The organism is Aeromonas sp. 130281 (genome assembly GCF_056642115.1).
Genome location: NZ_JBWVQS010000002.1, coordinates 150862 through 173234, shown reverse-complemented (window position 1 = coordinate 173234; position 22373 = coordinate 150862). Strand labels below are relative to the sequence as shown.

The following is a 22373-nucleotide window of genomic DNA, read 5'->3' as shown; positions in this document are numbered from 1 at the left end:
CCCCGATCATGCCAGGTACGGGGTGCATACCATCAGGGACGATAACAAGGACAATCCCATGTCATACCAGAAACTCGAACAACATCAGCAACAACTGCACCGCCTCTCCCACCTGTCCGCCATCTGCGGCTGGGATCAGGCCGCCATGATGCCGGAGGGGGGCAACGAGGCCCGCGCCGAGGCGATGGCGGAGCTCGGCGTGCTGATCCACCACAAGCGCACCGCCCCCGAGCTCGGCGACTGGATTGCCAGGGCCGAGAGCGAGCCGCTGGACGCGACCCAGCGCGCGAACCTCGCGGAGATCAAGCGCCACTGGCAGGATGCGAGCCTGCTGCCAAGCGAGCTGGTGGAGGCGCTCTCCCTGGCCGGCAGCAAGTGCGAGCACGCCTGGCGCCGCCAGCGCAAGGAGAACGACTGGGCGGGCTTTGCACCTAACCTCGAGGAGGTGGTGCGCCTGTCGCGGGAGGTGGCGACCTTGCGCGCCGAGGCGCTCGGGGTGCGCCCCTATGACGCCATGCTGGCGCTGTACGAGCCCGGCATGACGAGCGCGCGGCTGGATCAGATCTTCGGCGATCTGACGAGCTGGCTGCCCGGCCTCATCCAGACCGTGAGCGAGCGGCAGAAGCGCGACGCCATCCTCACCCCGAACGGCCCGTTCCCCGTCGCGACGCAGCAGGCGCTCGGCCAGGAGGTGATGGGGCTGCTCGGCTTTGATTTTGCGCACGGTCGGCTCGACGTGAGCAGCCACCCGTTCTGCGGCGGCGTGCCGACGGACGTGCGCATCACCACGCGCTACAACGAGGACGAGTTCGTCTCCAGCCTGATGGGCATAGTCCACGAGACGGGCCACGCGCGCTACGAGCAGGGCTTGCCGCGCCATCTGCTCGGCCAGCCGGTGGCCGAGGCGCGCTCCATGGGCATTCACGAGAGCCAGAGCCTGTTCTGCGAGATGCAGCTCGGCCATCACCCCGCGTTCCTCGCACTGCTGGCGCCGCGCATCCGCGCGCACTTCGGCGAGCAGGCCGCGCTCGCACCGGCGAACCTCGAGAAGCTGTACAACAGGGTCCAGCCCGGCTTCATCCGCGTCGATGCGGACGAGGTGACGTACCCGGCGCACGTGATACTGCGCTACGAGCTGGAGCGCGATCTCATCGAGGGGCGCATCGAGGTCGCGGACATCCCCGAGCTGTGGGATGCGAAGATGCAGCAGTGGCTCGACTTGTCCACCAAGGGCAACTACCAGAATGGCTGCATGCAGGACATCCACTGGACGGACGGGTCGTTTGGCTACTTCCCGAGCTACACGCTTGGCGCCATGTACGCGGCGCAGCTGCGCTTCGCGCTGGAGCGTGAACTCGGCGACATGGGCACGCTCGTGGCGTCTGGCCGCCTGCCGGAGATCTTTGGCTGGCTCGGTCGCCACATCTGGTCCCAGGGCAGCCTGCACGGCACGGACGAGCTCATTCGTCGCGCGACCGGCGAGGCACTGAATCCGCAGTGGCTGCGCAAGCACCTCGAACAGCGCTATCTGAAATAACCGCCCCCGGGCGCGCCCCTCGTCGCGCCCGCTTTCCCCCTGCCCGACTATTTTTGCTATCCCTGTCCGTTTTTGGCTAGTCACCCCTCTCGCCCCCGCTTAGTCTCTGGGACATGCCCACAGAAATCCGAGTCATGCCATGAACACAGCGCCCCCCGTCCCATCGCCCCAGGACGAGATCATCCCCGGCCTCACGCGCGAGCAGTGCCATGCCGCGCGGCTCGCGCGAGACGCGCGTTTCGACGGCCGCTTCTTCACCGGCGTGCTGTCCACCGGTATCTATTGCCGCCCCATCTGCCCTGCGCGGGCGCCGCACGAGCACAACGTGCAGTATTTTCGCTTCGCAGCGGCGGCGGAGCAGCACGGGCTGCGCCCCTGTCTGCGCTGTCGCCCGGAGCTCGCACCGGCGCAGAGCGGGGATCTGCCGCCCCTGGTCGCCCAGGTGCTGGCGCGCATCGAGCGCGGCGAGCTCGCGGAGCACAGCCTGGGCGCGCTCGCGGCGCAGGCCGGGATCACTGAGCGCACGCTGCGGCGCCAGTTCGAACAACACCTCGGCGCGTCGCCGAAACAGGTGGAGCAGACGCGCCGCCTGTTGCTCGCAAAGCGGCTGCTGACGGAGACGCAACTGCCCATCACGGACGTCGCGTTCGCGTCTGGCTTTGCGAGCATTCGCCGCTTCAACGACGCCTGGCAACAGGCGTACGGGCTGACGCCGGGTGCCCTGCGCAAGCGGGAGGGCGGTGCGCCGGCGCAGACGCCGCAGGCGAGCCTGCAGTTGCAACTGATGTATCGCCCGCCGTTCGATGCCCAGGCCATGCTCGCGTTCTACCGGCTGCGCGCCATTCCCGGGCTGGAGCGGGTGGATGAGCACGGCTACGAGCGCCGCCACCGGGTCGGCGAGCAGGAGGGGCTGGTTCGCATCGAGCCCCTCGAGGGGGAGAGGCTCAGGCTGACGGTGCAGGATCTGCCGCCGAGTGCGCTGCCGGACATACTGTATCGCGTGCGCCGCATGTGGGATCTCGATGCGGACATGGTGCGCATCGGCGAGCAGCTCGGGCAGGATCCGCTGCTGGCGCGGATACAGGGGCGCTGGCCCGGGGTGCGACTGCCGGGGGGCTGGGACGAATACGAGGTGATGCTGCGCGCCATCGTCGGCCAGCAGGTGTCGGTCAAGGGCGCCATCACCATCATGGGGCGCCTGGTGGCACGCACCCTGGCGCAGTTCGGGGTGGCGCAGCTGCCCACCCCGGCCCAGCTGTGCGAGCTGGATCTGGACGGCATCGGCATGCCGGGCAGCCGCATCCGCACGCTGCAGGGATTGGCCTCGGCGCTCGCGGGCGGCGCGCTCACCCTGGGCAGCGCGAGTGATGCGCAACTGCTCGCGCTGCCGGGCATAGGGCCCTGGACAGTCGCCTACTGGCGGCTGCGCTGCGGGCTGGACACAAATGCCTTCCCCGCCTCGGATCTCGTGCTGCAAAAGGCGCTGGGGGGCGGCGCCAAGCTGCCGGTGAAGGAAGTGGAAGCGCGCAGCGCCCCCTGGCAGCCGTGGCGCGCCTATGCCGCGAGCTGGCTGTGGCACGCCATGAGCGAGCAGCCCGCGCTGCTGACAGATCCGACCTGGGCGCACCCGGACAACGAACCCAAGGAGACAACCCCATGATCCGCTACGACATTATGCCCACCCGCTGCGGCGATCTGCTGGTCGCCATCGATGAGCGCGGGCTGGTACACGTGGACTTCGTGGCAGGGCTGCGGCCGCTGCCCGACATGCGCGACTGGCGGCAGGACGGCGAGGCGCTCGCCCCCTTCCTCGCCGAGTTTAGGGACTACTTCGCGGGCCGGTTGCAGCGCTTCACGCTGCCGCTCGCGGCGCGGGGCACGGCGTTTCAGCAAGCGGTGTGGCAGACGCTGTGCGACATCCCCTACGGGGAGACCCGCAGCTACGGCGACATCGCCCGCGCCATCGGCAAGCCGAGTGCAAGCCGCGCCGTCGGGGCCGCAAACGGTCGCAACCCGCTGTCGATCATAGTGCCCTGCCATCGCGTCATCGGCCAAAGCGGCAGCCTGACCGGCTATGCGGGCGGCCTGCCCATCAAGCAGGCGCTGCTGCGCCTCGAGGGCATCACCACCTGAGCCCCTCGCCGCCGCAGCATCGGCAAGGCACCACTGACTGCCCAGACCCTATGCTTGGAGAGGCGAGACCCTGACGGCCTCGCCCCATTGAACGGGTCGTTCAACTCGCAAAGGAGAGTGCAGATGAAACTCATGCATGCCGTCGTCCTCTCGCTATCGGCTCTGCTGCTGGTCGGCGTCCCCGCCCGGGCCGAGTCGACCGTGGTGATGACCAAGGCCGATCTCAAGTGGAAGGACATGGGCAACGGCATCGCCGCCGCACCGGTATCCGGTGACATGGCCACGGGGCAGAGCCGGTTCTTCCTGAAATACCCGGCTGGGCTGGTGACGCCGAACCATCATCACGACACGGATCACTATGTGACCCTGGTGTCGGGCGCCATTACCCTGACGGTCGCAGGCAAGGAGTACTCCCTCGGTCCCGGCGATTACTTCGCCCTGACCGACAAGCAGCCCCATGTGGCCAAGGTGGAAGGCAGCGAGGATGCGGTCTTCTTTATCCAGGCCGATGGCCCCTGGAACGTGGTGATGGAGAAATAACCGGTGTGATCCCAGGCGGGGCCCCCGGCCCCGCCCAAGAGGAAGGAGGACCCTAGCGCCCCTTGCTCAGGGTCGCCTTGAGACTTGGATTGAAGACGCGCCTGAGGGAGGCGGGGTTGTTCGCCAGCTTGGCCGCCGGGCGGCGCGGACGCCTCACCAGCTCGCCGCCGCAGTTGGGGCAGACAAGGTGCAGATACTGATCGTTGCACTCGGCACAGAAGGTGCACTCGAAGGAGCAGATATAGGCCGTCGCCGTGTCGGCGGGCAGATCCCGGTCACAGCATTCACAGTTGGGTCTGAGTTCAAGCATGGGCAAGATCCTGAAGCACAAGGGGAAACGGGAGAGCGCGCGGCTCAGTCGATGATAAAGAGCCGGGCGCCCAGTTCGGTGTAAGAGCGATGAGGCTCGGCGTTGTCCGCCACCTGATAGCTCATGCCCGGCGTCAGGGTGAAGACCCGGCCATCCTGCAGCTCGGTATGCAGTTCCCCCTCGAGGCAGAGCAGCACGTGCCCCTTGCTGCACCAGTGATCCGCCAGATAGCCGGGGGAGTACTCCACCATCCGCACCCGCAGCGCCCCGAACTGCTGGGTGTGCCAGCGGGCGACGCCGCGCTCCCCCTGGTGTTCGGTCGGCGGGATGTCGGCCCAGCGGGTCGTGCAAAATGGCAGTGCATTGATGTTCATGACAGCTCCTTTGTCAGCAGGGGAAGGCTTCGGGAAAACGGCTCACCACGGGACGTCCGTGACAAGGCAGCCCCCATACTGCCATCAAATCCGCCCCCACCCTATGCCCACACGGGCAGCCATCACCCCTTGAGGCTGCCCATCACCTGCATCTCGCAGCGGTGGCAGTCAAAGCGCAGGCGGAAGCTGTCCTTGCCCATCTTGAGCTCCAGCGGCTCGGCCTTGAGACCGGGCACCTCCTTCGGGCAGAGCTGCTGGCTGTAGCGGATGCAGTGTTTGGTGATCATCAGTACCACCTCCCCCTGCTCCTTGTTCGCCTCATAGGCGGGGGCGATACGCCCCACCCCGTGTTCGCGAAAGAACTGCTCGGCCGCGCTGTTCAGCACGTTGCCGAGGTAGGAGAGGCGGTGCTGGGGATAGGTGACGTCGCTCAGGGGGATGCGCCGCTCGGGTCGCCGGTAGGCGGCCAGACGTGCTGCCTCCAGGGCGGCGATGCCGTCCCGGCGCAGGCCGTTGAGCAGGGATGCGGCAATAAACAGCGGCCTCGTGACCACCAACTCAATCCGGCGTGCCACAAACAGGGTGTTGCCGAGCTTGGCGAGCTGGTCCCGGGCCTGTTGCAGCGCCCGAGCCGGGTTGTCGGCCGGCTGCTTGTCGCAGGGGTGCGTGACGGCGGCGCCTATGCCCTGCTCGTCGACCAGTTCGAGTCGCAATCCCTCGTCGCACTCGACAAGCTCCATGTCCACCCGGATGCGGCGATCCGCGCTCGCCTTTTCGAGCTGCTTGCTGAATGCCTGATCGTGGTTGCGGAAGATCTCGGTGCCCACCTTCAGCCCCGGCATGCGCTCCGACAGGAGTAACTGCTTGCCCTCCACCTTGTTCAGGCGCATCCCCACCAGCTCGCCCCCCGGCTTGAAGAAGCCGAGGCCGTCGCCGTTGTTGAGGCTCACGGGCTTGCCGTCGATCTCGATGCCGTCGCGGGTCACCCTGCTGACGCGGCCCAGGGGTTCACCGACATATTTCGGGCTCCTGGTGGCGTCTATCCCCGGCTGGCGGCCATGGAGGAAGTAGTCGGTGCTGCCCCGGTTGAAGCTCTTCTTCGGATCCGGTGTGAAGCCGTAGCTGCAACGACCGGCCGAAGCAGCCACCAGATCGGGGCGGCGCTCCAGGATGGCGTCCAGCTTCTGGCGATACCAGGCGGTGACATTCTTGACGTAGTCCAGTCCCTTGAGGCGCCCCTCGATCTTGAAGGAGCGGATGCCAGCGGCAATGAGCGCCTCCAGGTTCGCGCTCTGATCCATGTCCTTGAGGGACAACAGGTGACTGTTCTCCACCAGCACCTCACCCCCTGGGGTTTGCAGGGAGCAGGGCAGCCGGCATAGCTGGGCGCACTCGCCACGGTTCGCGCTGCGCCCAGTGCGGGCGTGGCTGATGTTGCACTGGCCGCTGTAGGAGACGCACAGGGCCCCGTGAATAAAGAACTCCAGCTGCACCTGGGTCTGCTCGCTGATGGCACGGATCTGCTCGAGGGACAATTCTCGGGCCAGCACCACCTGGGAGAAGCCCACGTCCTGCAGAAACTTCACCTTCTCCGGCGTGCGGTTGTCGGTCTGGGTGCTGGCGTGCAGCGCTATGGGAGGGAGGTCGAGCGCCAGCAGCCCCATGTCCTGCACGATCAGCGCATCGGCCCCGGCTTCGTAGATCTGATGGGTCAGGCGCCGGGCCTGCTCCAGCTCGTGGTCGTGCAGCAAGGTGTTGAAGGCGACGAACACCTGGGCGCCGAAGCGGTGGGCGTGGCGCGCCAGCGCTTCGATGTCCTCGATGCTGTTGCCCGCCGCGCTGCGGGCACCGAAGGCGGGGCCGCCCATGTAGACGGCATCGGCGCCATGGTTGATGGCTTCGATGCCATAGGCGAGGTTCCTGGCCGGGGCCAGCAGCTCGAGGCGGTTAGTCTGGGTGTGATCCTGCATGGGTCTAGTCTGAAGGCGGACGAGAAATGCCCGTCACTCTAGCGAGACCGGGCGCCCTTCGCCTTGATCCCGCTTAAGATCACCGCAGAATGCAGGATTGACCCGGTACAAGGACAAGCACATCTGGCTGCCCCCTCTGCCCCCTTCTCCCGCCAGGGGAGAAGGGGGCAGAGAGGGTGCCGACTACGCTGGCACCCGACGCGGGTCTAGATCACCACCTTGAGCGCCAATCCCAGCAGCACCAGACCGCTCACCTTGTCGATCACGAAGGATTTGGCCTTGAGCCAGGCCAGCACAGGCCCGCGGGAGAGCACCAGGGCCACCAGCACGTACCAGAGCGCGTCTATGCCGCCGGCGGTCAGCATCATGATGCTCCCCTCGCGCCAACCAGTATCGGCGTGCACGAACTGGCTGAACAGGGCGATGAAGAAGATAGCGAGCTGGGGGTTCAAGAAGGCCACCATAAAGCCTTCGAACGCCCCCTGACGGCCACGGGCCCCGTGCACCGTCTCGTCGGCAGCGTCGCCACTGGCGGGCTTGGCCAGCAACGCCTTGATCCCGAGCCAGGCGAGGAAGGCGGCGCCGCCGTAGCGGATCAGATCAAACAGCAGCGGGGTCTGGGTGATCAGCAGCGAGAGACCCAGCGCCGTGATGAGGGCATAGATCCCCACCCCCAGGCCGTGGCCGAGCGCCGTGGCCACCCCGTGGCCCTGCCCTCCCTGCACCGTATTGCGGATGATCAGCGCCAGGCTGGGCCCCGGACTGATGGCCCCCATCACGCAAATGGCGGCGAGCGCCAGCCAACTCGTCATTTCCATACCCTCTCCTTCTCTCTAGTCGAATGTCTCTACCTGGGATCAGGGTAGGAGGCGGCCAGCTATGCCAGAAGTGAAAGTTATGAATAGAGTCCATAGCCAACGGCTATAGGCTGGCATAACAAACTGTCCTAGCGGAGGTGATCCGTCTTCAGATCCAGCTGCTTGCGGCTCTCCCCCAGGGTGCGCTGCAGGTGATCCCGCAGGAAGGGGTAGGCCAGCTCGCGAAACCAGCGGTGGGCCGGATCCAGGTGGTGGCGCTGGTGCCACAGCAGATGATACTGCTGGACCCGGGTGGCGAAGGGCAGATCGCAAAAACTCAGGGCATGCTCCCGGGAGAGCTGCCAGGCGATGTGGGCCGGGGTGGTCATCAGGCAGTCGGTGCGCAGCAGCACCTCCACCGCCGCCTGGAAGAAGGGGACCCGGGCGAACCAGCGGCGGGAGAGCCCCAGGGGCACCAGCACCTGCTCCACCGGGCTGTCCTTGTCGCCGCCGCCGCTCACCTGCAGATGAGGCCAGGCGAGGTAGTCATCCAGGCTGGGCGCCGTGCCCGAGAGCGGGTGGTGGCGCCCCATCAGCATCACCAGCCTGTCCTCCCCCTGGTGCAGGCCACGGATCTGATCCGGCACCAGCTCGGTGATGGTGGAGACCAGATCCAGCTCGGACTGCCACAGCTGCGGCAGCTGGCGCTTGTCCCACAGGCTGTACTCCAGCGCCGCCAGGGGGGCGGCCCTGGCCAGGGCCGCGCAGATGTCGGGCAGGATATGCTGGGCCACGTAGTCGGAGGAGGCGAGCCGGAACACCCGCTCGCAGCGCTCGGGGGCAAACTCGGGTGCCGCATAGAGCCGCTCCAGGGCACCGAGGGAATCGGCAAGCGCCGCCGCCAGGCTCTCGGCCCGCGGCGTCAGCAGCCAGCGCTGTCCCTCCCGCACCAGCAGCTCGTCACCAAACTCGCTGCGAAGCTGGCCAAGCTGCTTGCTGATGGAGGGCTGGCTCAGATGCAGCAGCTCCGCCGCCCGGCTGATGTTGCGGGTCTCCAGCAGCACCTTGAGGGTGGGCAAGAGGTTGAGATTCGCTTTGTGCACTGACAACACCTCGGGAAGGGAGAGCCTGGGTCGGCTCTCATCTTAAGACAAGGAGAAGCGGGAATTTAAGCAAAATCACCACCTTGTTCCCCCTGCGCCCCCTTGCGCTCCCCTCCCCGCGGGATGACACTGGAAAGCCTGTACGACATAATTGCGCACTTTTCCGCCCGCGGGCGATCCACAACAAGAAGCGATAACAAGATGAAATACGCCAATATCACCGGCTGGGGCAAATGCCTCCCCCCCGCAGTGCTGACCAACGATGATCTCAGCACCATCATGGATACCTCGGATGAGTGGATCTATCCGCGTACCGGCATCAAGGCCCGCCGGGTCTCCCACGTCAGCACCCAGGCACTCGCCACCCTGGCCGCCCGCCGCGCCCTGGCCTGCGCCGGTCTGGACGCCGGTGAACTCGATGGCATCATACTGGCCACCGCCACCCCGGGCACGCTGGTCCCGAACTGTGCCTCTGCCGTGCAGCAGGCCCTGGGCGCCCACAAGGCGGCGGTGTTCGACCTCAATGCCGCCTGTACCGGCTTCGTCTACGCGCTCTCGGTCGCCACCTCCCTGGTGCAGACCGGCATGATGCAGAAGGTGCTGGTGATAGGCGCCGAGCGTCTCATCCAGTTGCTGGACTGGGCCAAGCGCGACACAGCAGTGCTGTTTGGCGACGGCGCCGGCGCCGTGGTGATAGAGGCGAGCGAGCAGAAGAGCGGCCTGATTGCCAGCAAACTCGGCTGTGACAGCGAGGCGCGGGAGATACTGCACGTGCCGAACTTCGGGACGGATCGGGTGCGTTTCGCCGACATCGACGGTCTGTTCACCTTCAACTTCGAGGGACAGGAGATCTTCAAGCGCGCCGTGCGCGGCATGGGCGAGGCCACAGGTGCCGTGCTGGCCCAGGCCGGCATAGCCCCCGAGCAGGTCGACCTCATAGTCCCACACCAGGCCAACGTGCGCATCATAGAGACCCTGGCCAAGCGGATGAACGCCCCCATGGAGAAGGTGATGGTCAACATCGAGCAGTACGGCAACACCTCGGCCGCCACCGTGCCCATCGCCCTGTGCGAGGCGCTGGAGCAGGGCCGGGTCAAGCCAGGCAGCCACCTGCTGACCGCCGCCTTCGGGGCCGGCCTGACCTGGGGCGCCGCCCTCATCAAATGGGGTCCTCGCGTCACCCCGCTCGGCCAATGCGACGAGGAGCTACCCCCCTGCGAGCAGAGCGCCCTCGAGCTCATCGCCCACGCGGTTCAGGGCTGCCAGCAGGCGCGCACCTCAGACGCCTGAGCCTCGCCACAACCCCCCTCTCCCGCATAAAAAAGAGGAGCCCATCGTGGCTCCTCTGTCCATGCCCTCCCCGCCGGCCCCCTCGGACATCGGCATAAAAGTCATTGAAAAGCGTGAATTTTGAGCGAAACATATCAAAAAATAACCACTTGACACTTTTTTGTCGTCAGAATGCGGCCAAGGGGTTCACAACCTTGCCGGATCTGGTAGTATGCGGCCTCGCACTTGGGGAGGGGTTCCCGAGCGGCCAAAGGGATCAGACTGTAAATCTGACGGCTCTGCCTTCGAAGGTTCGAATCCTTCTCCCTCCACCATTCAAGTGCGTCAAGTAAGTAAAAAATCAGGAAAATACCCCGTGGAGGGGTTCCCGAGCGGCCAAAGGGATCAGACTGTAAATCTGACGGCTCTGCCTTCGAAGGTTCGAATCCTTCTCCCTCCACCATCTTCCTGCATTGCGTGAAAGGCCTGTAAAAAGTAGTACCCCTGTGGAGGGGTTCCCGAGCGGCCAAAGGGATCAGACTGTAAATCTGACGGCTCTGCCTTCGAAGGTTCGAATCCTTCTCCCTCCACCATCCTTCAGAAAACCCGGCCTGGCGCCGGGTTTTCGCATTTATGACCAGTGGTCATTTGGCACTGTCAGATCTGACAATTGCCCCGCCCCCGCTTTTTCGAAACAGTAGAAGCCTCGAGTCGCAAGGATCGCCCTCATATGTTTGAAATCTGGGATGAAAGGGGCCGTGAGCAAGGGCTGACGCTGCCCGAGCTGCAACAACGACTGCACAACTATCAGGGTGACGTCATGGTGCGCTATCTCAACCGCCTCGGCCTGCCGAGCACCCTGTTCCTGACCGTTGCGCAAGGCCAGGCCTACCAGCGCTTCAAGGCCGGCTCCCCCAAGCTCGACTGGGAGTGGCTGGCCCAGGCCATTCATGGCCCCTTGCTCCTCGATGCCGGAGGGCACCAGCCGCAACACGCAGTGAGCTGACACTTCACCCACACCTGACCCCCTTGGTGCCCATGGCGTCACTGCGTCCTACCTCCTGACGACTGGTCTTTCCCTGCCTGCTCTCCGTCGCGGCCCGCCAGTCCGGCCCCTGCCCACTCACGTGGCCGGTTGATTATCAGACAATTCCTACATCGGCCAGATGACTGCGCCCTGTATTATGCGCAGCCATATTCGTCTATCAGGTGAGTGCCATGTTTGCGTTCAAAGAAGAGGATCCGATGAGTGCCATGGCAACGATGACCATGGCGGATGTCGCCGTCCCCTTTTACCAGCCGATCATAGGTCGGGACCGTCAGGTCAAGGGGTATGAGGCGCTGGCCAGGCGCTGGGATCCAGTGGCCCAGTGTTACAAAGGCATCGATTTTGCCTCCCTCAGCCAGGACGAGTCCCTGCACCTGGATATCGTCATGCTCAGGGCCATCATGCGCGACCTGCCCGTGCTCGCGCAAAAAGGCCCCTATGCGCTCTCCATCAACCTCAATCCGGCGCTCTCCAGCCCCACCTATCGCAACCTGCTGTTGCTGGTGCTGCTCCAGGCCCGCAAGCTGGGGATCGACATCTGGTTCGAGGTGCTGGAATACGCCCGGCTGGAGAGCCGCTACAGGGAGCTGATTGAGGTGCTGCGCGCCCATGGCGCCCACATCGCCTGCGATGACTTCGGCTCTCTGGAGTGCAACTTTCAGCGCCTGATGGCCCTGCCCTACGAGGTAGTCAAGCTGGACCGCTCCCTGCTGCTGCAGGCGGCGCGCACCGCTCACGCCTTCAAGATGCTGGTGGGTCTGGTGGCCTACCTGCAGCGACTCGGCATGGCCGTGGTGTGCGAGGGGGTGGAGACCCAGACCCATGTCGAGATAGCGAACCGCCTCGGCTGCGACTATCAGCAGGGCTACGCCTACGCCATGCCCTCCCCCCTCTCCCGCTGGTCCTAGGCACCCGGGACCAGAGGGTCAACCGGGGTTCCTCTAGCCCTCGCGCTTATCCAGAACGGCGCAGGCCCGGGCCAGCATCCAGCTGTCAGGGCCAGGCTGCCGGCTCATCCCGCCGCCCTCCTCTTCTTCAGGCTGTGAATGGACTCACACTTTGGCTCATTCAGAGCCCGTTTCAGACCTGCATCTCTATAATGGGCCCGCCTGGGCCTCTTCGGTGCCCTGGCATAACCTGTTGATGCTACGGAATATTACAATGAAAAATAGCCACAAGACCCTGCTCGCCGCTGCCATTTCCTTCGGATTGATGGCAGGCTGTCACAGCAACAATGACTCCAAGGCCCCCGATCCCATGGTTCGCTTCGCTACCTTCAACCTCTCCTTCGATCGCACCGCCCCCGGCATGCTCTCCGGCGAACTGGCGCTGAGCCGCGCCGCCCAGGATGCCCTGCTGGCCCACCTCGCCGACGGCACCTTGAGCGGGGCAGAGAAGACCAGGGCCCTCGACGTGCAGCAGATCCGCAATATCGCCGAGATAGTGCAGCGCACCCGACCGGACGTCTTCCTGCTCAACGAGTTCGACAACGACGGCAAGGGGGAGAGCACAGCCGATCTCAAGGCTTTCAACGACAACTACCTTGCCCATGCCCAGCACGGCGAGGTGCAGGCCATCAGCTACCCTGTGATGCAGAATTTTGCCACCAACACAGGGCTGATGAGCGGCCAGGATCTCAACCTGGATGGCAAGCGCAACAGCGGGCCGGACGACGCCTGGGGCTTTGGCAACTACCACGGCCAGTACGCCTTCGCCCTGATGTCGAAGTACCCCATCGACACCAAGCAGATCCGCACCTTCCAGCACTTCAAGTGGAAGGACATGCCGGGCGAAGCGAACCCCGTCATCGACGGCTGCAACAACCCCAGGGCGCCGATCCCGGCCGGCCGCCAGTGCGGCGAGCCCTGGTATGACGATGCCGCCTGGCAGGCCTTCCCGCTCTCGTCCAAGAACCACGCGGACGTGCCGGTGCGGGTCAAGACCGCCAAGGGGGAAGAAGTGATCCACTTCCTCATCTCCCACCCGACGCCCCCCATCTTCGGCAATGCGGCGCGCCACAACGTCAAGCACAACAGGGCCGAGGTCGCCTTCTGGCAGGACTATGTGGAGAGCGCCAGCTACATGGTGGACGACGCGGGCAAGTCGGGCGGCCTGCCACAGGGTGCCCACTTCGTCATCGCTGGGGATCTCAACGCCGATCCGCAAGCAGGCGATGGGGATCTCAGTGCCATCCAGGACTTGCACAACCATGTGCTGGTCAACCAGGCGGTCACCAATGGCGCCCTGATCCCGGTGAGCCAGGGGGGCCCGGAGTGCCTCGCCAGCCAGCCGGATCTGTGCAAGCGCAACAACAACCGCACCACCCCGGAGCGCATCACCAGCAGCAGCGGCCTGCAGCTCGATCACCTGATCCCCTCCGCCAACCTCAATGCCATCGCCTCTGGGGTGTTCTGGCCAGCCAGCTTCGAGCCGGGCTACCACCTGGTGTATGACGCCAAGCTGGGCATCGCCAAGGGGGTCAGCTCGGATCACCGCCTGGTGTGGGTGGACTTCGAACTGGACCAGTGATGTTCAGGAGCACGCAATGGAAAGCGGGGCCATGATGGCCCCGCTTTTTTTTGCCTCTGGCCCTACACCAGCTTCTCCACCCGGGCCGGCAGGCCCTGGCGCGCCGAGGAGCCGATGACCCAGTCCACCAGGGGGTAGCGGCCGTGACGACTGGGATCCAGCACCGCCAGATCGTTGAGGTTCACCCCGGCGCCGCGCAGGGGGCTGGCTACCACCTCCTTACCGTCGACCCAATGTGCCCGCGCCCCCAGCTCCTTGTGACCGAAGCCGTGCTCGATGGCGATGGCATCTTCCTGTACCCCGGCCACGCACTCCGCCAGCCCGATCACGCTGCCATTGGGGGTGCTGACCCGCACCCTGTCCCCGCTCACTATGCCAAGGCGCGCCGCCGTCTGCGCATTGAGCCGCACCCCGTTGCTGGGGTGCACCTGACGCAGGCGATCCGAGCCGATGCTCATGGAGCTCATGGTGTGGGACTTGTAGCTGGTCAGCAGCAGGGGCCACTGGGCCGGCTTGAACGCCTCGTTGAGCGGCGTGCCATCCGCGAGCTGGGGGCGGAAGAAGCGCGGGGTGCCGCTCAAGTATTGGCCGCTCTGGCTGTGGCGCCGGCTACCCACCGCCGGGTTCCACAGCATCAACGGCTTGGGCCAGCGCTTGCTCGGCTGACCCGACTCATCGCGCCCCTTGGCCACCGGCTCGAAGCGCCCGCCTCGGGCGAAGAGGTAGGCGGCGCGGCCCGCCTCCTCCGCACTCAGGGTGGCGTTCAGCACCGGCATGATGCGTTCCACCCCGGACCAGGCGAGATCCTCAGACCCGATGGGAGGCACAGGCTCGCCGAGATAGGCGACGTTGGCCGCCCCGTAGAGGGAGAAGTCCGCCGCCTTGTTCAGGGCGTGCAGCTTGCCATCCACCCCTTTGAGGGCCCCCTCGCCAAAGCCCGGCAACCCCAGGCGCGTCGCCACGGCGATGAAGAAGGACTCCATGCAGACCGGATCCCCCGAGACTGTCTTGGCGACTCTTGGCTCCACCACGGGCCAGCGGCCGGTGGAGACCTTGGTCATGACCCCGTGCCAGGCGGTGGCCCAGCCCCAGGACTCGTAGGTCAGGGTGTCAGGCACTATGTAGTCCGACAGCGCCGAGGATTCGTTGATGAAGCTGTCGATGCTGACAAAGAGCGGCAGCACGGCAGGGTCCTTGAGCTGCTCGCCTATGGCATGGCTGAGCCCCGCCTGACCATAGAGGGGGTTGCCCATGTGGTTGATCCAGGCCTTGGCGCGATAGGGATAACCGCTCACCGCCGCGGTCAGGTGCTCGCCGAGCAATGGGCCGGAGAGTGGGAACCAGGGCTCGTGGGCCGGATAGGGATTCTGGCCCGCCTCGCGCTTGCGGCGATATTCCGAGGTCTTCTCGTAGGGGAACTTGGAGCGCGACAGGAAGACCCCGGCGGGTTTGACCATGCCGGGGAAGCTCGCGAGATCGTAGCGCGGCCCGCCCCCGAAGGGGTCGAATTTGCCGCCGCTCGCCACGGCGCCGCCCCGGGCGTTGAGGTTCCCTATCATGGCGTTGAGCATCATGATGGCCCAGGCCGAATAGAAGCCGTTGGCGCTCATGGTGCCGCCATGGGTGATCACCGCCGCCCGGGTGCCGTGGCTGGTGAACTCCCGCGCCAGCTCGACGATGTCGTTCACCGGCACGGCGCACTCGGCGCTGTATTGCTCGAGAGAGTGCTCCCGGCTCGCCTCGGCCAGCAGCTGGAAGCTGCTCTTGACCCTGAGCTCCCCGCCCGGAGTCGAAATGGTGCGCGCCACCCAGAGGTTGGCCCGCTCACACTGGCCTGCGGGTCTCGGCTCGTCGCTCCCCTCCTCGACCACCAGCACCGCATCCCCCTCGCCATAGGGTTCACCGCCATAAGGCAGCCCCAGATCGCTGGCGTGCAGCATCTGGCCGAAGCGGGGGTGGGACTCGTCGCAGACAACCAGATGACTGGCGTTGCAAAAACCGCGATAACCGGCCCGCTCGGCGGCGGCAGCATGGGGTGCTGCCAGGAAGGACTCGGCATAGCGCTCGTTGTCGATGATCCAGCGCAGCATGGCCATGGCCAGGGCCGAGTCCGTGGCGGGCCGGATGGGCAGCCAGCGGTTGGCGGGGGCGGACGGCAGGTTCACCGTGTTCGGCAGGCTGGGGGCCACCACCACGTAGGAGAACGGCTTGTCCTGCCGCGCCCGCCCCGCCGCCAGCTGGCGGGACTGGCGCTTGAAGGGGTTGCCGGACTGCTGGGGGGAGGTGCCCATGAACAGCAGGAAGTCGCTCTCGTCCCAGTCCGGCTTGAGGTGGGCGTTCTTCTCCAGATCGTCCAGCAGGGCGCCGGCCCCGACCCGGAACGACAGGCCGCAGTAGGCGCCGTGGTTCGCGAAATTGCGGGTGCCGAAGCTGTTGAAGGTGAAGCGCTTGATGAAGGCGTCGCGCCCCTCGTCCGAGGCGTTGCTCACCAGCAGTTGGTTGGCCCTGGGGCCATATTCCGGGTTCGCCGGGTCCAGCGGCTCGGCGAGGTTGCGGATGGCCCTCAGCCCCTCCACTTTCCCCTCCCCGAACAGGTCACCCCCCTCCACCACCTCCTCGATCAGCTGCTCGAAGGGGATGCTCTGCCAGCGGCCGCTGCCGCGGGGGCCGACCCGCTTGAGACAGCGGGTGACCCTGTGGGGGCTGTCGAGCTGCTCCAGCATGGCGTTGCCCCGGGCGCAGGCGGTGGAGCGCCCCTCCAGCCCCCCTTCCTGATGGCCGCTGGTAGCGAGCAGCGCCTGCTTGATCGGTGTCTTGAAGTCGATGTGGTGCAGGGCCGAGAGCGGGTGATAGGGGTTGCCCAGGATGCGCACTATCCTGTCGCTCTCGTTGTCGATGCGGGCCCGCACCCCGCACAGGGTCCAGCAGCCGAGGCACATGGTGTTGGCGAGGCGCTGATCCGGGTTGGGGTGAAGCTCCCCCTGCCCGTCGACCCTGTACTCCACGGCAAGCGAGTTGCCGTGAATGGGATCCCGGGTCGGCTTGCCGGAGCTGCCGGTGGCCACCCCGCTCGCCACCTGCTTGAGGGTGTCGCTGTAACCGGCGACAAACAATCCGGTGCCCCCGGCGATGGCGGCCCCTTTGAGAAACTTGCGTTTGCTGTGATCCATCAGAGTGCCTCGCGAGCGGAGTGGGGGTTGGCTGCCTGGGTGGCAGAGGAAGTGGTGACGGATGGCAGAGCCGGAGCGCGCACCAGCTCTGAGAGCGCCACCAGCAGGGCCAGCAGCAGGCCGAAGGTGCCGAGGATGCCGAGCACCCCGGCCGGTCCCCAGGCGATGTCGTAGAGATAGACCCCGGCCCCGTATTTCGGGACCAGCTGCCCCTGGATGAGCACCAGCCAGCGCAGGCCCCACACCAGGTGCAGTGCCAGCAGCCCCAGGCCCCAGGTTTGCAGGCGGGGGGAGAGTCTTGCTCCAGCCAGCAGCAGCAGGCCGAGCAGCCCCAGGGTCAGCAGCAGCCAGTGGGCCGCCAGCCGCCAGCTGGGATCCAGCCGATAGAGGGCACTCGCCTCAGCCGCCGAGGCGCCGCCAGACAGGGCCCAGCCCAGCAGGGAGAGGGCGAGCAGTGCCAGGGTCGGGCGGATCTGGCGCAGCAGCCCCGCCTCGGTATGCTGCTGCCAGCCAGCCAGCAGGCGATTGAGCAGCGGCAGGGCGCTCTGGGCCGCCAGCAGGGCGCTCAGCGCCAGCAGCCAGGGCAACCAGGGGGTATGCCAGAGCGGGCGTGCCTGCACCGCCATGGTCTCGAGCCCGGTGTAGAGGGCGATGCTGAGACCGCTCAAGGCAGCCACCACCGCAAGGGGCCTCAGCCACGCATCGCCGGACCAGCTTCCCAGGCAGAGCAACCGCGCCAGGGCGGCCACCCTGTCATGCTCCTCGCCGCGCCTGGCCAGGGCGGGCCTGAGCAGCAGCCAGCCGAGCAGCATGGAGAGCAGGCTGAACAGGGGCAGCAGGTAGGCGCCATACCACATGACGGAGCCAAAGCGCGTCTGGGCGTAGAAGTGCCAGGCCCGGGCCGGCTGGTGCAGATCCGCGGTCAGGGCGATGGGGGCCACCAGGCCGGCTGCCACCATCAGCACGGCGGTCAGGGTCTGCAGTCGCGGGTCCTGCGCCTTGCGCCACAGATCAAAGGCGCCGAGCCAGAGGGCACCGTAGGCGAGGCCGATGAGGAAGAAATATTGCACCGCCCAGGGCAGCCAGGTGATGGGTTGATCCGGGGCCAGCAGTTCATGAATGGTCATGGGCTATCTCCTTGCCGTCGTCGCCGAGCAGGGTGCGCTGCGGCGGATGGCCGTCGATCTTGCTGACGAAGGCCTCGTCCATCCCCAGATAGAAGACCCGTGGCTGGGTATGGGCCTCGGGCTTGAGCACCTTGATGGCGGGTTCGTATTCCCGCAGCAGCCGGCTTATCCGGCTTTTGGGATCGCTTAAGTCCCCTATGATGCGCGCCTCGCCGACGCAGCTCTCCACGCAGGCGGGCAAGAGTCCCGCCTCCAGCCGGTGGGCGCAGAAGGTGCACTTGTCGGCGGTGTTGGTCTCGTGGTTGATGAAGCGGGCGTCGTAGGGGCAGGCCTGCACGCAGTAGCCGCAGCCGACGCACCAGTCGTTGTTGACCACGACGATGCCGTCGTCGCGCTGGAAGGTGGCCCCCGTGGGGCAGACATCGAGGCAGGCGGGCTCGGCGCAGTGGTTGCACAGCCTCGGCAGCATGAAGAGGGAGGCGGGGGCCTCGAGGGCCGCCACGTCGCTCACCTCGTACTGGCTCACCGTGGTGCGAAACTGGCCGAGGGGGGGCTGGTTTTCCATGGTGCAGGCCACGGTGCAGGCCTGGCAGCCGACGCAGCGGCGCAAGTCGATCAGCATGCCGTAACGCTTGCGCCCGTCCCCGCGACTGATGGCCGCCCGCCCATTGCGGGGAACGGGGACGGACTGGGCCTGAGTCACGGGGATCAGGGCCGCCCCTGCGGTGAGGGCGGCGATCCCGGATAACAATCGGCGCTTGCTGGGCTCCATGGCGTCTTTCCTTCTGCTGAGCTGGCTTCCCCGAAAGGGGGTTGGGCCGATTGTCCGCAACGCAGGAGGTCGCCTCTATTGTGGTTTTCCACATACCGGGAGCCGGGTTGATCCAGCGCAATAAAACCGGCCCCATAACCGCCAAACTGTGACCAAAGCCCCATTCGCCGCCCCATCACGGCGCCAGGGCGGCCCAGCACATCGCCCCGGTGATAGACTGGCCTCCCCATCAGCCGCCCAAGGAGAGCGCCCTGTTCCGTCACGCCCCCTCATCGCCCGTCCGCAACTCCCTGCCGGCCCTGTTGCTCTGGCTCTGGCTCGCCCCCGCCCTGGCAGAGCCTGTGCCGCCCCAGGCAGAGTCGGCGCTGGCCCGGAGCGAGCCGGTCCGCATAGGGGTGCTGGCGACCCGCGGCCCGGCGCTGGCCAGGGCACAGTGGCAGCCGCTGATGGCGTGGCTGGACGAGCGCGTGCCAGCGCGGCGCTTCGCGCTGGTGCCCCTGGAGCTCGATGCGCTGGCCGAGGCCGTCGCGCAAAGCAGGCTCGACTTTGTCATCACCAACCCGGGCCAGTCGGTGAGCCTGGCGCGCCAATATCCACTGGCCTGGCTCGCCACCCTCAAGAGCCCGGCGGGGGGTGACAACCTCGCCATCGGCGCCGCCCTGGTGGTGCGCGCCCAGGCCCCCTACCTGCACTAGCAGGATCTCGAGGGACAGCCGGTCGCCGCCGTGTCGGAAAACGCCTTCGGCGGCTACCTCGCCTACCGCTTCGAGGCAGACATGCAGGGGATCAGGCTGGAGCGCTTCTTCTCTGCCGTGCGCTTCACCGGCTTCCCCCTGGACAGGCTCATCGAACAGCTGGCGGCAGGGGACGTCGCCGCCGCCATAGTGCCGGTCTGCCAGCTGGAGCGCATGGTGCGGGAGGGCAAGGTCGCCGCCTCGGATTTTCGGGTGCTGGACAACCAGGCACCGGCGGGCTTTGGCTGCCAGAGCTCGACCCGGCTCTACCCGAACTGGGCCTTCGCCCAGACGGAGCAGGCCTCCCCTGCGCTCGCCCTGGCGGTGACGCGAGCGCTGTTCGACCTGCCCGCACACAGCGAGGCGGCCATGGCCGCCGATTCGGCGGGCTGGACAGTGCCCACCAGCCAGCTCGCCATCGACCGCCTGCTCAAGGCGCTGGATCGCCACCCCCTGCAGGGCCCCTGGTGGCAATCGGCCTGGCACTGGCTGCGCCAGCATCAGCAGTGGGGCTGGGGCGCCCTGGCGCTGGTGCTGCTGCTCGGCGGCCACCACCTGCTGCTGCAACGGCTGTTCAACCGCAGCCAGCGCCGACTGCTCGCCACCCGCCAGCAACTCGAGCAGAAGGGGCGCCAGCTCGAGCAGGCCAGACGCCTCGCCGAACTCGGTGAACTCGGCGCCAACGTGGCCCACGAGATCAACCAGCCCCTCACCGCCATCGCCAACTACAGTCAGGGTGCCCTGCTGCGCCTGGCGAGACAGGGGCAGGATCCCTCCCAGGAACCCCTGCGCCAGGCCCTGGAGCAGATCGGCCTGCAAGTCCAGCGCATCACCCAGACCGTCAACCGGCTGAGATCCCGGCTGCAGAAGCGCCCCCGCCAAGCCGGGCCCACGGACCTGGTCGCCCTGGTGGAGGGGCTGCAACCCCTGCTCAATCAGATGTTGACCCCCCTCGGGGTCGTCTTCACCCTGCGCTGGCAGGGGCAGCCGCGCCTGCTCCCCCTGGATGGCACCGGGGTGGAGCAGTTGCTGATGAACCTCATCAAGAATGGCGCCGAGAGCGCGGCCCGAACGGACGGCCCAGCGGCGCAAAGGGCTGAGCCGGGCCGGGTCGAGCTGCTTGTCTCCTTCGAGGCGGAGCTATTGGTCCTGGAGATCCGCGACAACGGCCCCGGTCTGAGGATGCCAGAGGCCTGGCTGCAGCAGGCGTTTCACAGCGACAAGGACGACGGCATGGGGCTGGGGCTCGCCATCTGCCGGGACGTGGTCGAGTCTCATCGCGGCCAGCTCGCCTTGAGCAACCTGAGCCCCCATGGCTGCCTGGCCCGGGTGACCCTGCCCGCCCCTCGGCAGCGGCTTGGGGCCGCGTCCCCTCTCAATCCAAGGAGCTGATATGCAGTCCACTGACCGCCCTCCCCTCTACCTGGTCGATGACGACCAGGCCGTGCTCGACTCCCTGCGCTTCATGCTGGAGAGCTGCGACGAGCGGCCGCTGCACTGCTTTGACGATGGCGAGCGCTTCCTGGCCGAGGTCGATCTGCGCCTGCCCGCCTGCCTCATCCTGGATTGCCGCATGCCGGGGCTGTCGGGCCCCGAGGTGCAGCAGCGGCTGAAGGCGGCCCAGAGCCCCATCGCCATCCTGTTTCTCACCGGCCACGGGGAGGTGCCCCTGGCGGTGGAGTCCCTCAAGCAGGGGGCGGTGGATTTCTTGCAAAAGCCGGTGCAGCTGGCGCCTTTGCTCGCCGCCATGGCGCGGGCCGAACAGGCGACGCAGAGTGCCGCCACCCGTTTCGCCCAACTGGCCGCCTATCAGCGGCTCACCCCCCGCGAGCACCAGCTGTTGCAGCTCATCGCCCGGGGTCACAAGAACCAGCAGATAGCGCAGGATCTCTGCATCTCGGTGCGCACCGTCGAGGTGTGCCGCGCCAGCCTGATGAAGCGCCTCGAGGTGGGCTCCCTGGCCGAGCTGATGCTGCTCTATGCGGCGGTCAACGGGCAGGCATGACTGGCCCACGCCATGGGCAAACCCAACCCCGGGACACAAAACGCGGCGAGATCACACACTTGGTACCGTCTTGGGGGTAGAGTAGCCCCTTCCCTTTATCAGGACGGACCGAGGTCCTGCGCATTATTTCGAGGAGACAACATGGAACTGCTTCTGCTCAGCAACGGCAAAACCACAGAACACCCGGGCCTGCTCGGCTGGGCCCGCGACCGGGTGCAGACCCTGCTCGCCCGCAAACAGGTCAAGCGCATCCTGCTCATCCCCTATGCGGTGATCCGCAGCGACTGGGATGCCCGCGCCCAGGATCTCACCGAGAGCCTGGGGGTGGAGACCATCAGCATCCACCAGTTCGACGATCCCGTGGCGGCCATCAATCAGGCAGACGCCATCTTCATCAGCGGCGGCAACACCTGGCGCCTGAACCAGCTGCTGCACGAATACGGCCTGGTGGTGCCCATACAGCGCGCCGTGCGCGAACGGGGCGTGCCCTATGTGGGCTGGAGCGCAGGCTGCAACGTGGCGACTCCAAGCATACGCACCACCAACGACATGCCGGTGTGCAGCGCCGCCGTGCTGCCGGCGCTGGGCCTGTTCCCGCTGCAGATCAATCCCCACTATCTGGACGCCAGCATCAGCGGCCACATGGGGGAGACCCGGGACGAGCGGCTCGCCGAGTTCTGCGCCATCAACCCGAGCGAGTTCGTGGTGGCCCTGCGCGAAGCCAGCCTGCTGCAGATCAGCGGCGAGATCGGCGGCGAAACCGTCGAGTACTGGAGCGTGCGCGGCGAGGGCTTCAAGATCTTCAAGCACGGTGAAACGATCCAGGAGCATGAGGACGCCGCCCCCCTGGCCGCCCTCACCCCCTTCACCCCCAAGATCTGAGTCAGGGGCGCAGCAATGAAAAGAGGGATGGCCAAGGCCATCCCTCTTTCGTTTGCCCGCTCGCGCCGGGGTG

The 22373-nt window shown here is 66.5% G+C and carries 18 protein-coding genes, 3 tRNA genes and 1 pseudogene; 14 read left to right on the top strand and 8 right to left on the bottom strand.

Annotated elements, in window-relative coordinates; genetic code table 11:
- Positions 1–58 precede the first annotated feature (58 nt).
- The 4 genes from AC1IN8_RS07765 to AC1IN8_RS07750 all read left to right on the top strand — a co-directional run bounded on the left by AC1IN8_RS07765 (position 59) and on the right by AC1IN8_RS07750 (position 4210).
- Entirely contained in the window at positions 59–1537 is a 1479-nt protein-coding gene (locus tag AC1IN8_RS07765; RefSeq protein WP_479758547.1) for a carboxypeptidase M32, read from the top strand.
- A 139-nt stretch (positions 1538–1676) separates the two neighbouring features.
- Positions 1677–3197: an AlkA N-terminal domain-containing protein gene (locus AC1IN8_RS07760; protein WP_479758546.1), complete on the top strand. Its 1521-nt coding sequence runs from the start codon at positions 1677–1679 to the stop codon at positions 3195–3197.
- A complete protein-coding gene (locus AC1IN8_RS07755; RefSeq protein WP_479758545.1) occupies positions 3194–3670 on the top strand; it encodes a methylated-DNA--[protein]-cysteine S-methyltransferase in 477 nt (158 codons plus the stop codon). Before AC1IN8_RS07760 ends, AC1IN8_RS07755 begins: the two co-directional genes overlap by 4 nt.
- A gap of 123 nt (positions 3671–3793) precedes the next feature.
- Positions 3794–4210, top strand: a complete 417-nt coding sequence (locus AC1IN8_RS07750) for a cupin domain-containing protein (RefSeq protein WP_139439706.1) — start codon at positions 3794–3796, stop codon at positions 4208–4210.
- A 52-nt stretch (positions 4211–4262) separates the two neighbouring features.
- On the opposite strand, the gene AC1IN8_RS07745 is transcribed toward AC1IN8_RS07750, so the two are convergent.
- The 5 genes from AC1IN8_RS07745 to AC1IN8_RS07725 all read right to left on the bottom strand — a co-directional run bounded on the left by AC1IN8_RS07745 (position 4263) and on the right by AC1IN8_RS07725 (position 8764).
- Positions 4263–4520 carry a DUF1272 domain-containing protein gene (locus AC1IN8_RS07745; protein WP_479758544.1) on the bottom strand — a complete coding sequence of 86 codons (258 nt, stop codon included), beginning with the start codon at positions 4518–4520 and terminating at the stop codon, positions 4263–4265.
- Positions 4521–4564: 44 nt separating this feature from the next.
- Positions 4565–4894 carry a DHCW motif cupin fold protein gene (locus tag AC1IN8_RS07740; RefSeq protein ID WP_479758543.1) on the bottom strand — a complete coding sequence of 110 codons (330 nt, stop codon included), beginning with the start codon at positions 4892–4894 and terminating at the stop codon, positions 4565–4567.
- 122 nt (positions 4895–5016) lie between these two features.
- On the bottom strand, positions 5017–6864 hold the full coding sequence (locus tag AC1IN8_RS07735; protein ID WP_479758542.1) for a peptidase U32 family protein: 1848 nt from the start codon (positions 6862–6864) through the stop codon (positions 5017–5019).
- Positions 6865–7070: 206 nt separating this feature from the next.
- Positions 7071–7682, bottom strand: coding sequence for a LysE family translocator (locus AC1IN8_RS07730; RefSeq protein ID WP_205641156.1), 612 nt, complete (start codon positions 7680–7682; stop codon positions 7071–7073).
- A 128-nt stretch (positions 7683–7810) separates the two neighbouring features.
- Complete coding sequence (locus AC1IN8_RS07725; RefSeq protein WP_202047039.1) at positions 7811–8764, bottom strand: LysR family transcriptional regulator; 954 nt, start codon at positions 8762–8764, stop codon at positions 7811–7813.
- A 201-nt stretch (positions 8765–8965) separates the two neighbouring features.
- Between AC1IN8_RS07725 and AC1IN8_RS07720 the strand changes: the two genes are divergently transcribed.
- The 7 genes from AC1IN8_RS07720 (at position 8966) to AC1IN8_RS07690 (ending at position 13610) form a co-directional block, all read left to right on the top strand.
- The gene (locus AC1IN8_RS07720; protein ID WP_265436593.1) at positions 8966–10054 is read left to right on the top strand and encodes a ketoacyl-ACP synthase III; all 1089 of its coding nucleotides are present in this window, start codon (positions 8966–8968) and stop codon (positions 10052–10054) included.
- Between the two features lie 229 nt (positions 10055–10283).
- Positions 10284–10368, top strand: a tRNA-Tyr gene (locus AC1IN8_RS07715).
- A 43-nt stretch (positions 10369–10411) separates the two neighbouring features.
- Positions 10412–10496: transfer RNA gene (locus tag AC1IN8_RS07710), tRNA-Tyr, on the top strand.
- Between the two features lie 45 nt (positions 10497–10541).
- A tRNA-Tyr gene (locus AC1IN8_RS07705) sits at positions 10542–10626 on the top strand.
- A gap of 137 nt (positions 10627–10763) precedes the next feature.
- Positions 10764–11039, top strand: coding sequence for a hypothetical protein (locus AC1IN8_RS07700; protein WP_479758541.1), 276 nt, complete (start codon positions 10764–10766; stop codon positions 11037–11039).
- Between the two features lie 212 nt (positions 11040–11251).
- The gene (locus tag AC1IN8_RS07695; protein WP_429163151.1) at positions 11252–11989 is read left to right on the top strand and encodes an EAL domain-containing protein; all 738 of its coding nucleotides are present in this window, start codon (positions 11252–11254) and stop codon (positions 11987–11989) included.
- Positions 11990–12242: 253 nt separating this feature from the next.
- Complete coding sequence (locus AC1IN8_RS07690) at positions 12243–13610, top strand: endonuclease/exonuclease/phosphatase family protein (RefSeq protein WP_479758540.1); 1368 nt, start codon at positions 12243–12245, stop codon at positions 13608–13610.
- Positions 13611–13672: 62 nt separating this feature from the next.
- Here AC1IN8_RS07690 and AC1IN8_RS07685 read toward each other — a convergent pair whose 3' ends face one another.
- Genes AC1IN8_RS07685 through dsrO form a run of 3 tightly spaced genes read right to left on the bottom strand, consistent with a single transcriptional unit; the run spans position 13673 to position 18679 of the window.
- On the bottom strand, positions 13673–16780 hold the full coding sequence (locus tag AC1IN8_RS07685; RefSeq protein WP_479758539.1) for a molybdopterin dinucleotide binding domain-containing protein: 3108 nt from the start codon (positions 16778–16780) through the stop codon (positions 13673–13675).
- The gene (gene nrfD / locus AC1IN8_RS07680) at positions 16780–17907 is read right to left on the bottom strand and encodes an NrfD/PsrC family molybdoenzyme membrane anchor subunit (protein ID WP_479758538.1); all 1128 of its coding nucleotides are present in this window, start codon (positions 17905–17907) and stop codon (positions 16780–16782) included. Before nrfD ends, AC1IN8_RS07685 begins: the two co-directional genes overlap by 1 nt.
- Positions 17894–18679 (bottom strand): sulfate reduction electron transfer complex DsrMKJOP subunit DsrO, encoded by a 786-nt coding sequence (dsrO, locus tag AC1IN8_RS07675; protein WP_479758537.1) that lies wholly within the window; start codon positions 18677–18679, stop codon positions 17894–17896. The genes nrfD and dsrO overlap by 14 nt, the downstream gene beginning before the upstream one ends.
- Positions 18680–18969: 290 nt before the next feature.
- On the opposite strand from dsrO, the pseudogene AC1IN8_RS07670 reads away from it, so the two are divergent.
- From AC1IN8_RS07670 to pepE, 3 genes and pseudogenes are all read left to right on the top strand, one after another.
- A pseudogene (locus AC1IN8_RS07670) lies at positions 18970–20805 on the top strand (sensor histidine kinase).
- Position 20806: 1 nt separating this feature from the next.
- Positions 20807–21418 carry a response regulator transcription factor gene (locus tag AC1IN8_RS07665; RefSeq protein WP_479758536.1) on the top strand — a complete coding sequence of 204 codons (612 nt, stop codon included), beginning with the start codon at positions 20807–20809 and terminating at the stop codon, positions 21416–21418.
- 141 nt (positions 21419–21559) lie between these two features.
- Positions 21560–22300 carry a dipeptidase PepE gene (gene pepE / locus AC1IN8_RS07660; RefSeq protein ID WP_479758535.1) on the top strand — a complete coding sequence of 247 codons (741 nt, stop codon included), beginning with the start codon at positions 21560–21562 and terminating at the stop codon, positions 22298–22300.
- Positions 22301–22373 lie beyond the last annotated feature (73 nt).

Bases quoted from the DNA above. Each gene is read 5' to 3' on its own strand.
- AC1IN8_RS07765 (WP_479758547.1), top strand. From the start codon at position 59: ATGTCATACCAGAAACTCGAACAACATCAGCAACAACTGCACCGCCTC.
- AC1IN8_RS07760 (WP_479758546.1), top strand. From the start codon at position 1,677: ATGAACACAGCGCCCCCCGTCCCATCGCCCCAGGACGAGATCATCCCC.
- AC1IN8_RS07755 (WP_479758545.1), top strand. From the start codon at position 3,194: ATGATCCGCTACGACATTATGCCCACCCGCTGCGGCGATCTGCTGGTC.
- AC1IN8_RS07750 (WP_139439706.1), top strand. From the start codon at position 3,794: ATGAAACTCATGCATGCCGTCGTCCTCTCGCTATCGGCTCTGCTGCTG.
- AC1IN8_RS07745 (WP_479758544.1), bottom strand. From the start codon at position 4,520: ATGCTTGAACTCAGACCCAACTGTGAATGCTGTGACCGGGATCTGCCC.
- AC1IN8_RS07740 (WP_479758543.1), bottom strand. From the start codon at position 4,894: ATGAACATCAATGCACTGCCATTTTGCACGACCCGCTGGGCCGACATC.
- AC1IN8_RS07735 (WP_479758542.1), bottom strand. From the start codon at position 6,864: ATGCAGGATCACACCCAGACTAACCGCCTCGAGCTGCTGGCCCCGGCC.
- AC1IN8_RS07730 (WP_205641156.1), bottom strand. From the start codon at position 7,682: ATGGAAATGACGAGTTGGCTGGCGCTCGCCGCCATTTGCGTGATGGGG.
- AC1IN8_RS07720 (WP_265436593.1), top strand. From the start codon at position 8,966: ATGAAATACGCCAATATCACCGGCTGGGGCAAATGCCTCCCCCCCGCA.
- AC1IN8_RS07700 (WP_479758541.1), top strand. From the start codon at position 10,764: ATGTTTGAAATCTGGGATGAAAGGGGCCGTGAGCAAGGGCTGACGCTG.
- AC1IN8_RS07695 (WP_429163151.1), top strand. From the start codon at position 11,252: ATGTTTGCGTTCAAAGAAGAGGATCCGATGAGTGCCATGGCAACGATG.
- AC1IN8_RS07690 (WP_479758540.1), top strand. From the start codon at position 12,243: ATGAAAAATAGCCACAAGACCCTGCTCGCCGCTGCCATTTCCTTCGGA.
- AC1IN8_RS07685 (WP_479758539.1), bottom strand. From the start codon at position 16,780: ATGGATCACAGCAAACGCAAGTTTCTCAAAGGGGCCGCCATCGCCGGG.
- nrfD (WP_479758538.1), bottom strand. From the start codon at position 17,907: ATGACCATTCATGAACTGCTGGCCCCGGATCAACCCATCACCTGGCTG.
- dsrO (WP_479758537.1), bottom strand. From the start codon at position 18,679: ATGGAGCCCAGCAAGCGCCGATTGTTATCCGGGATCGCCGCCCTCACC.
- AC1IN8_RS07665 (WP_479758536.1), top strand. From the start codon at position 20,807: ATGCAGTCCACTGACCGCCCTCCCCTCTACCTGGTCGATGACGACCAG.
- pepE (WP_479758535.1), top strand. From the start codon at position 21,560: ATGGAACTGCTTCTGCTCAGCAACGGCAAAACCACAGAACACCCGGGC.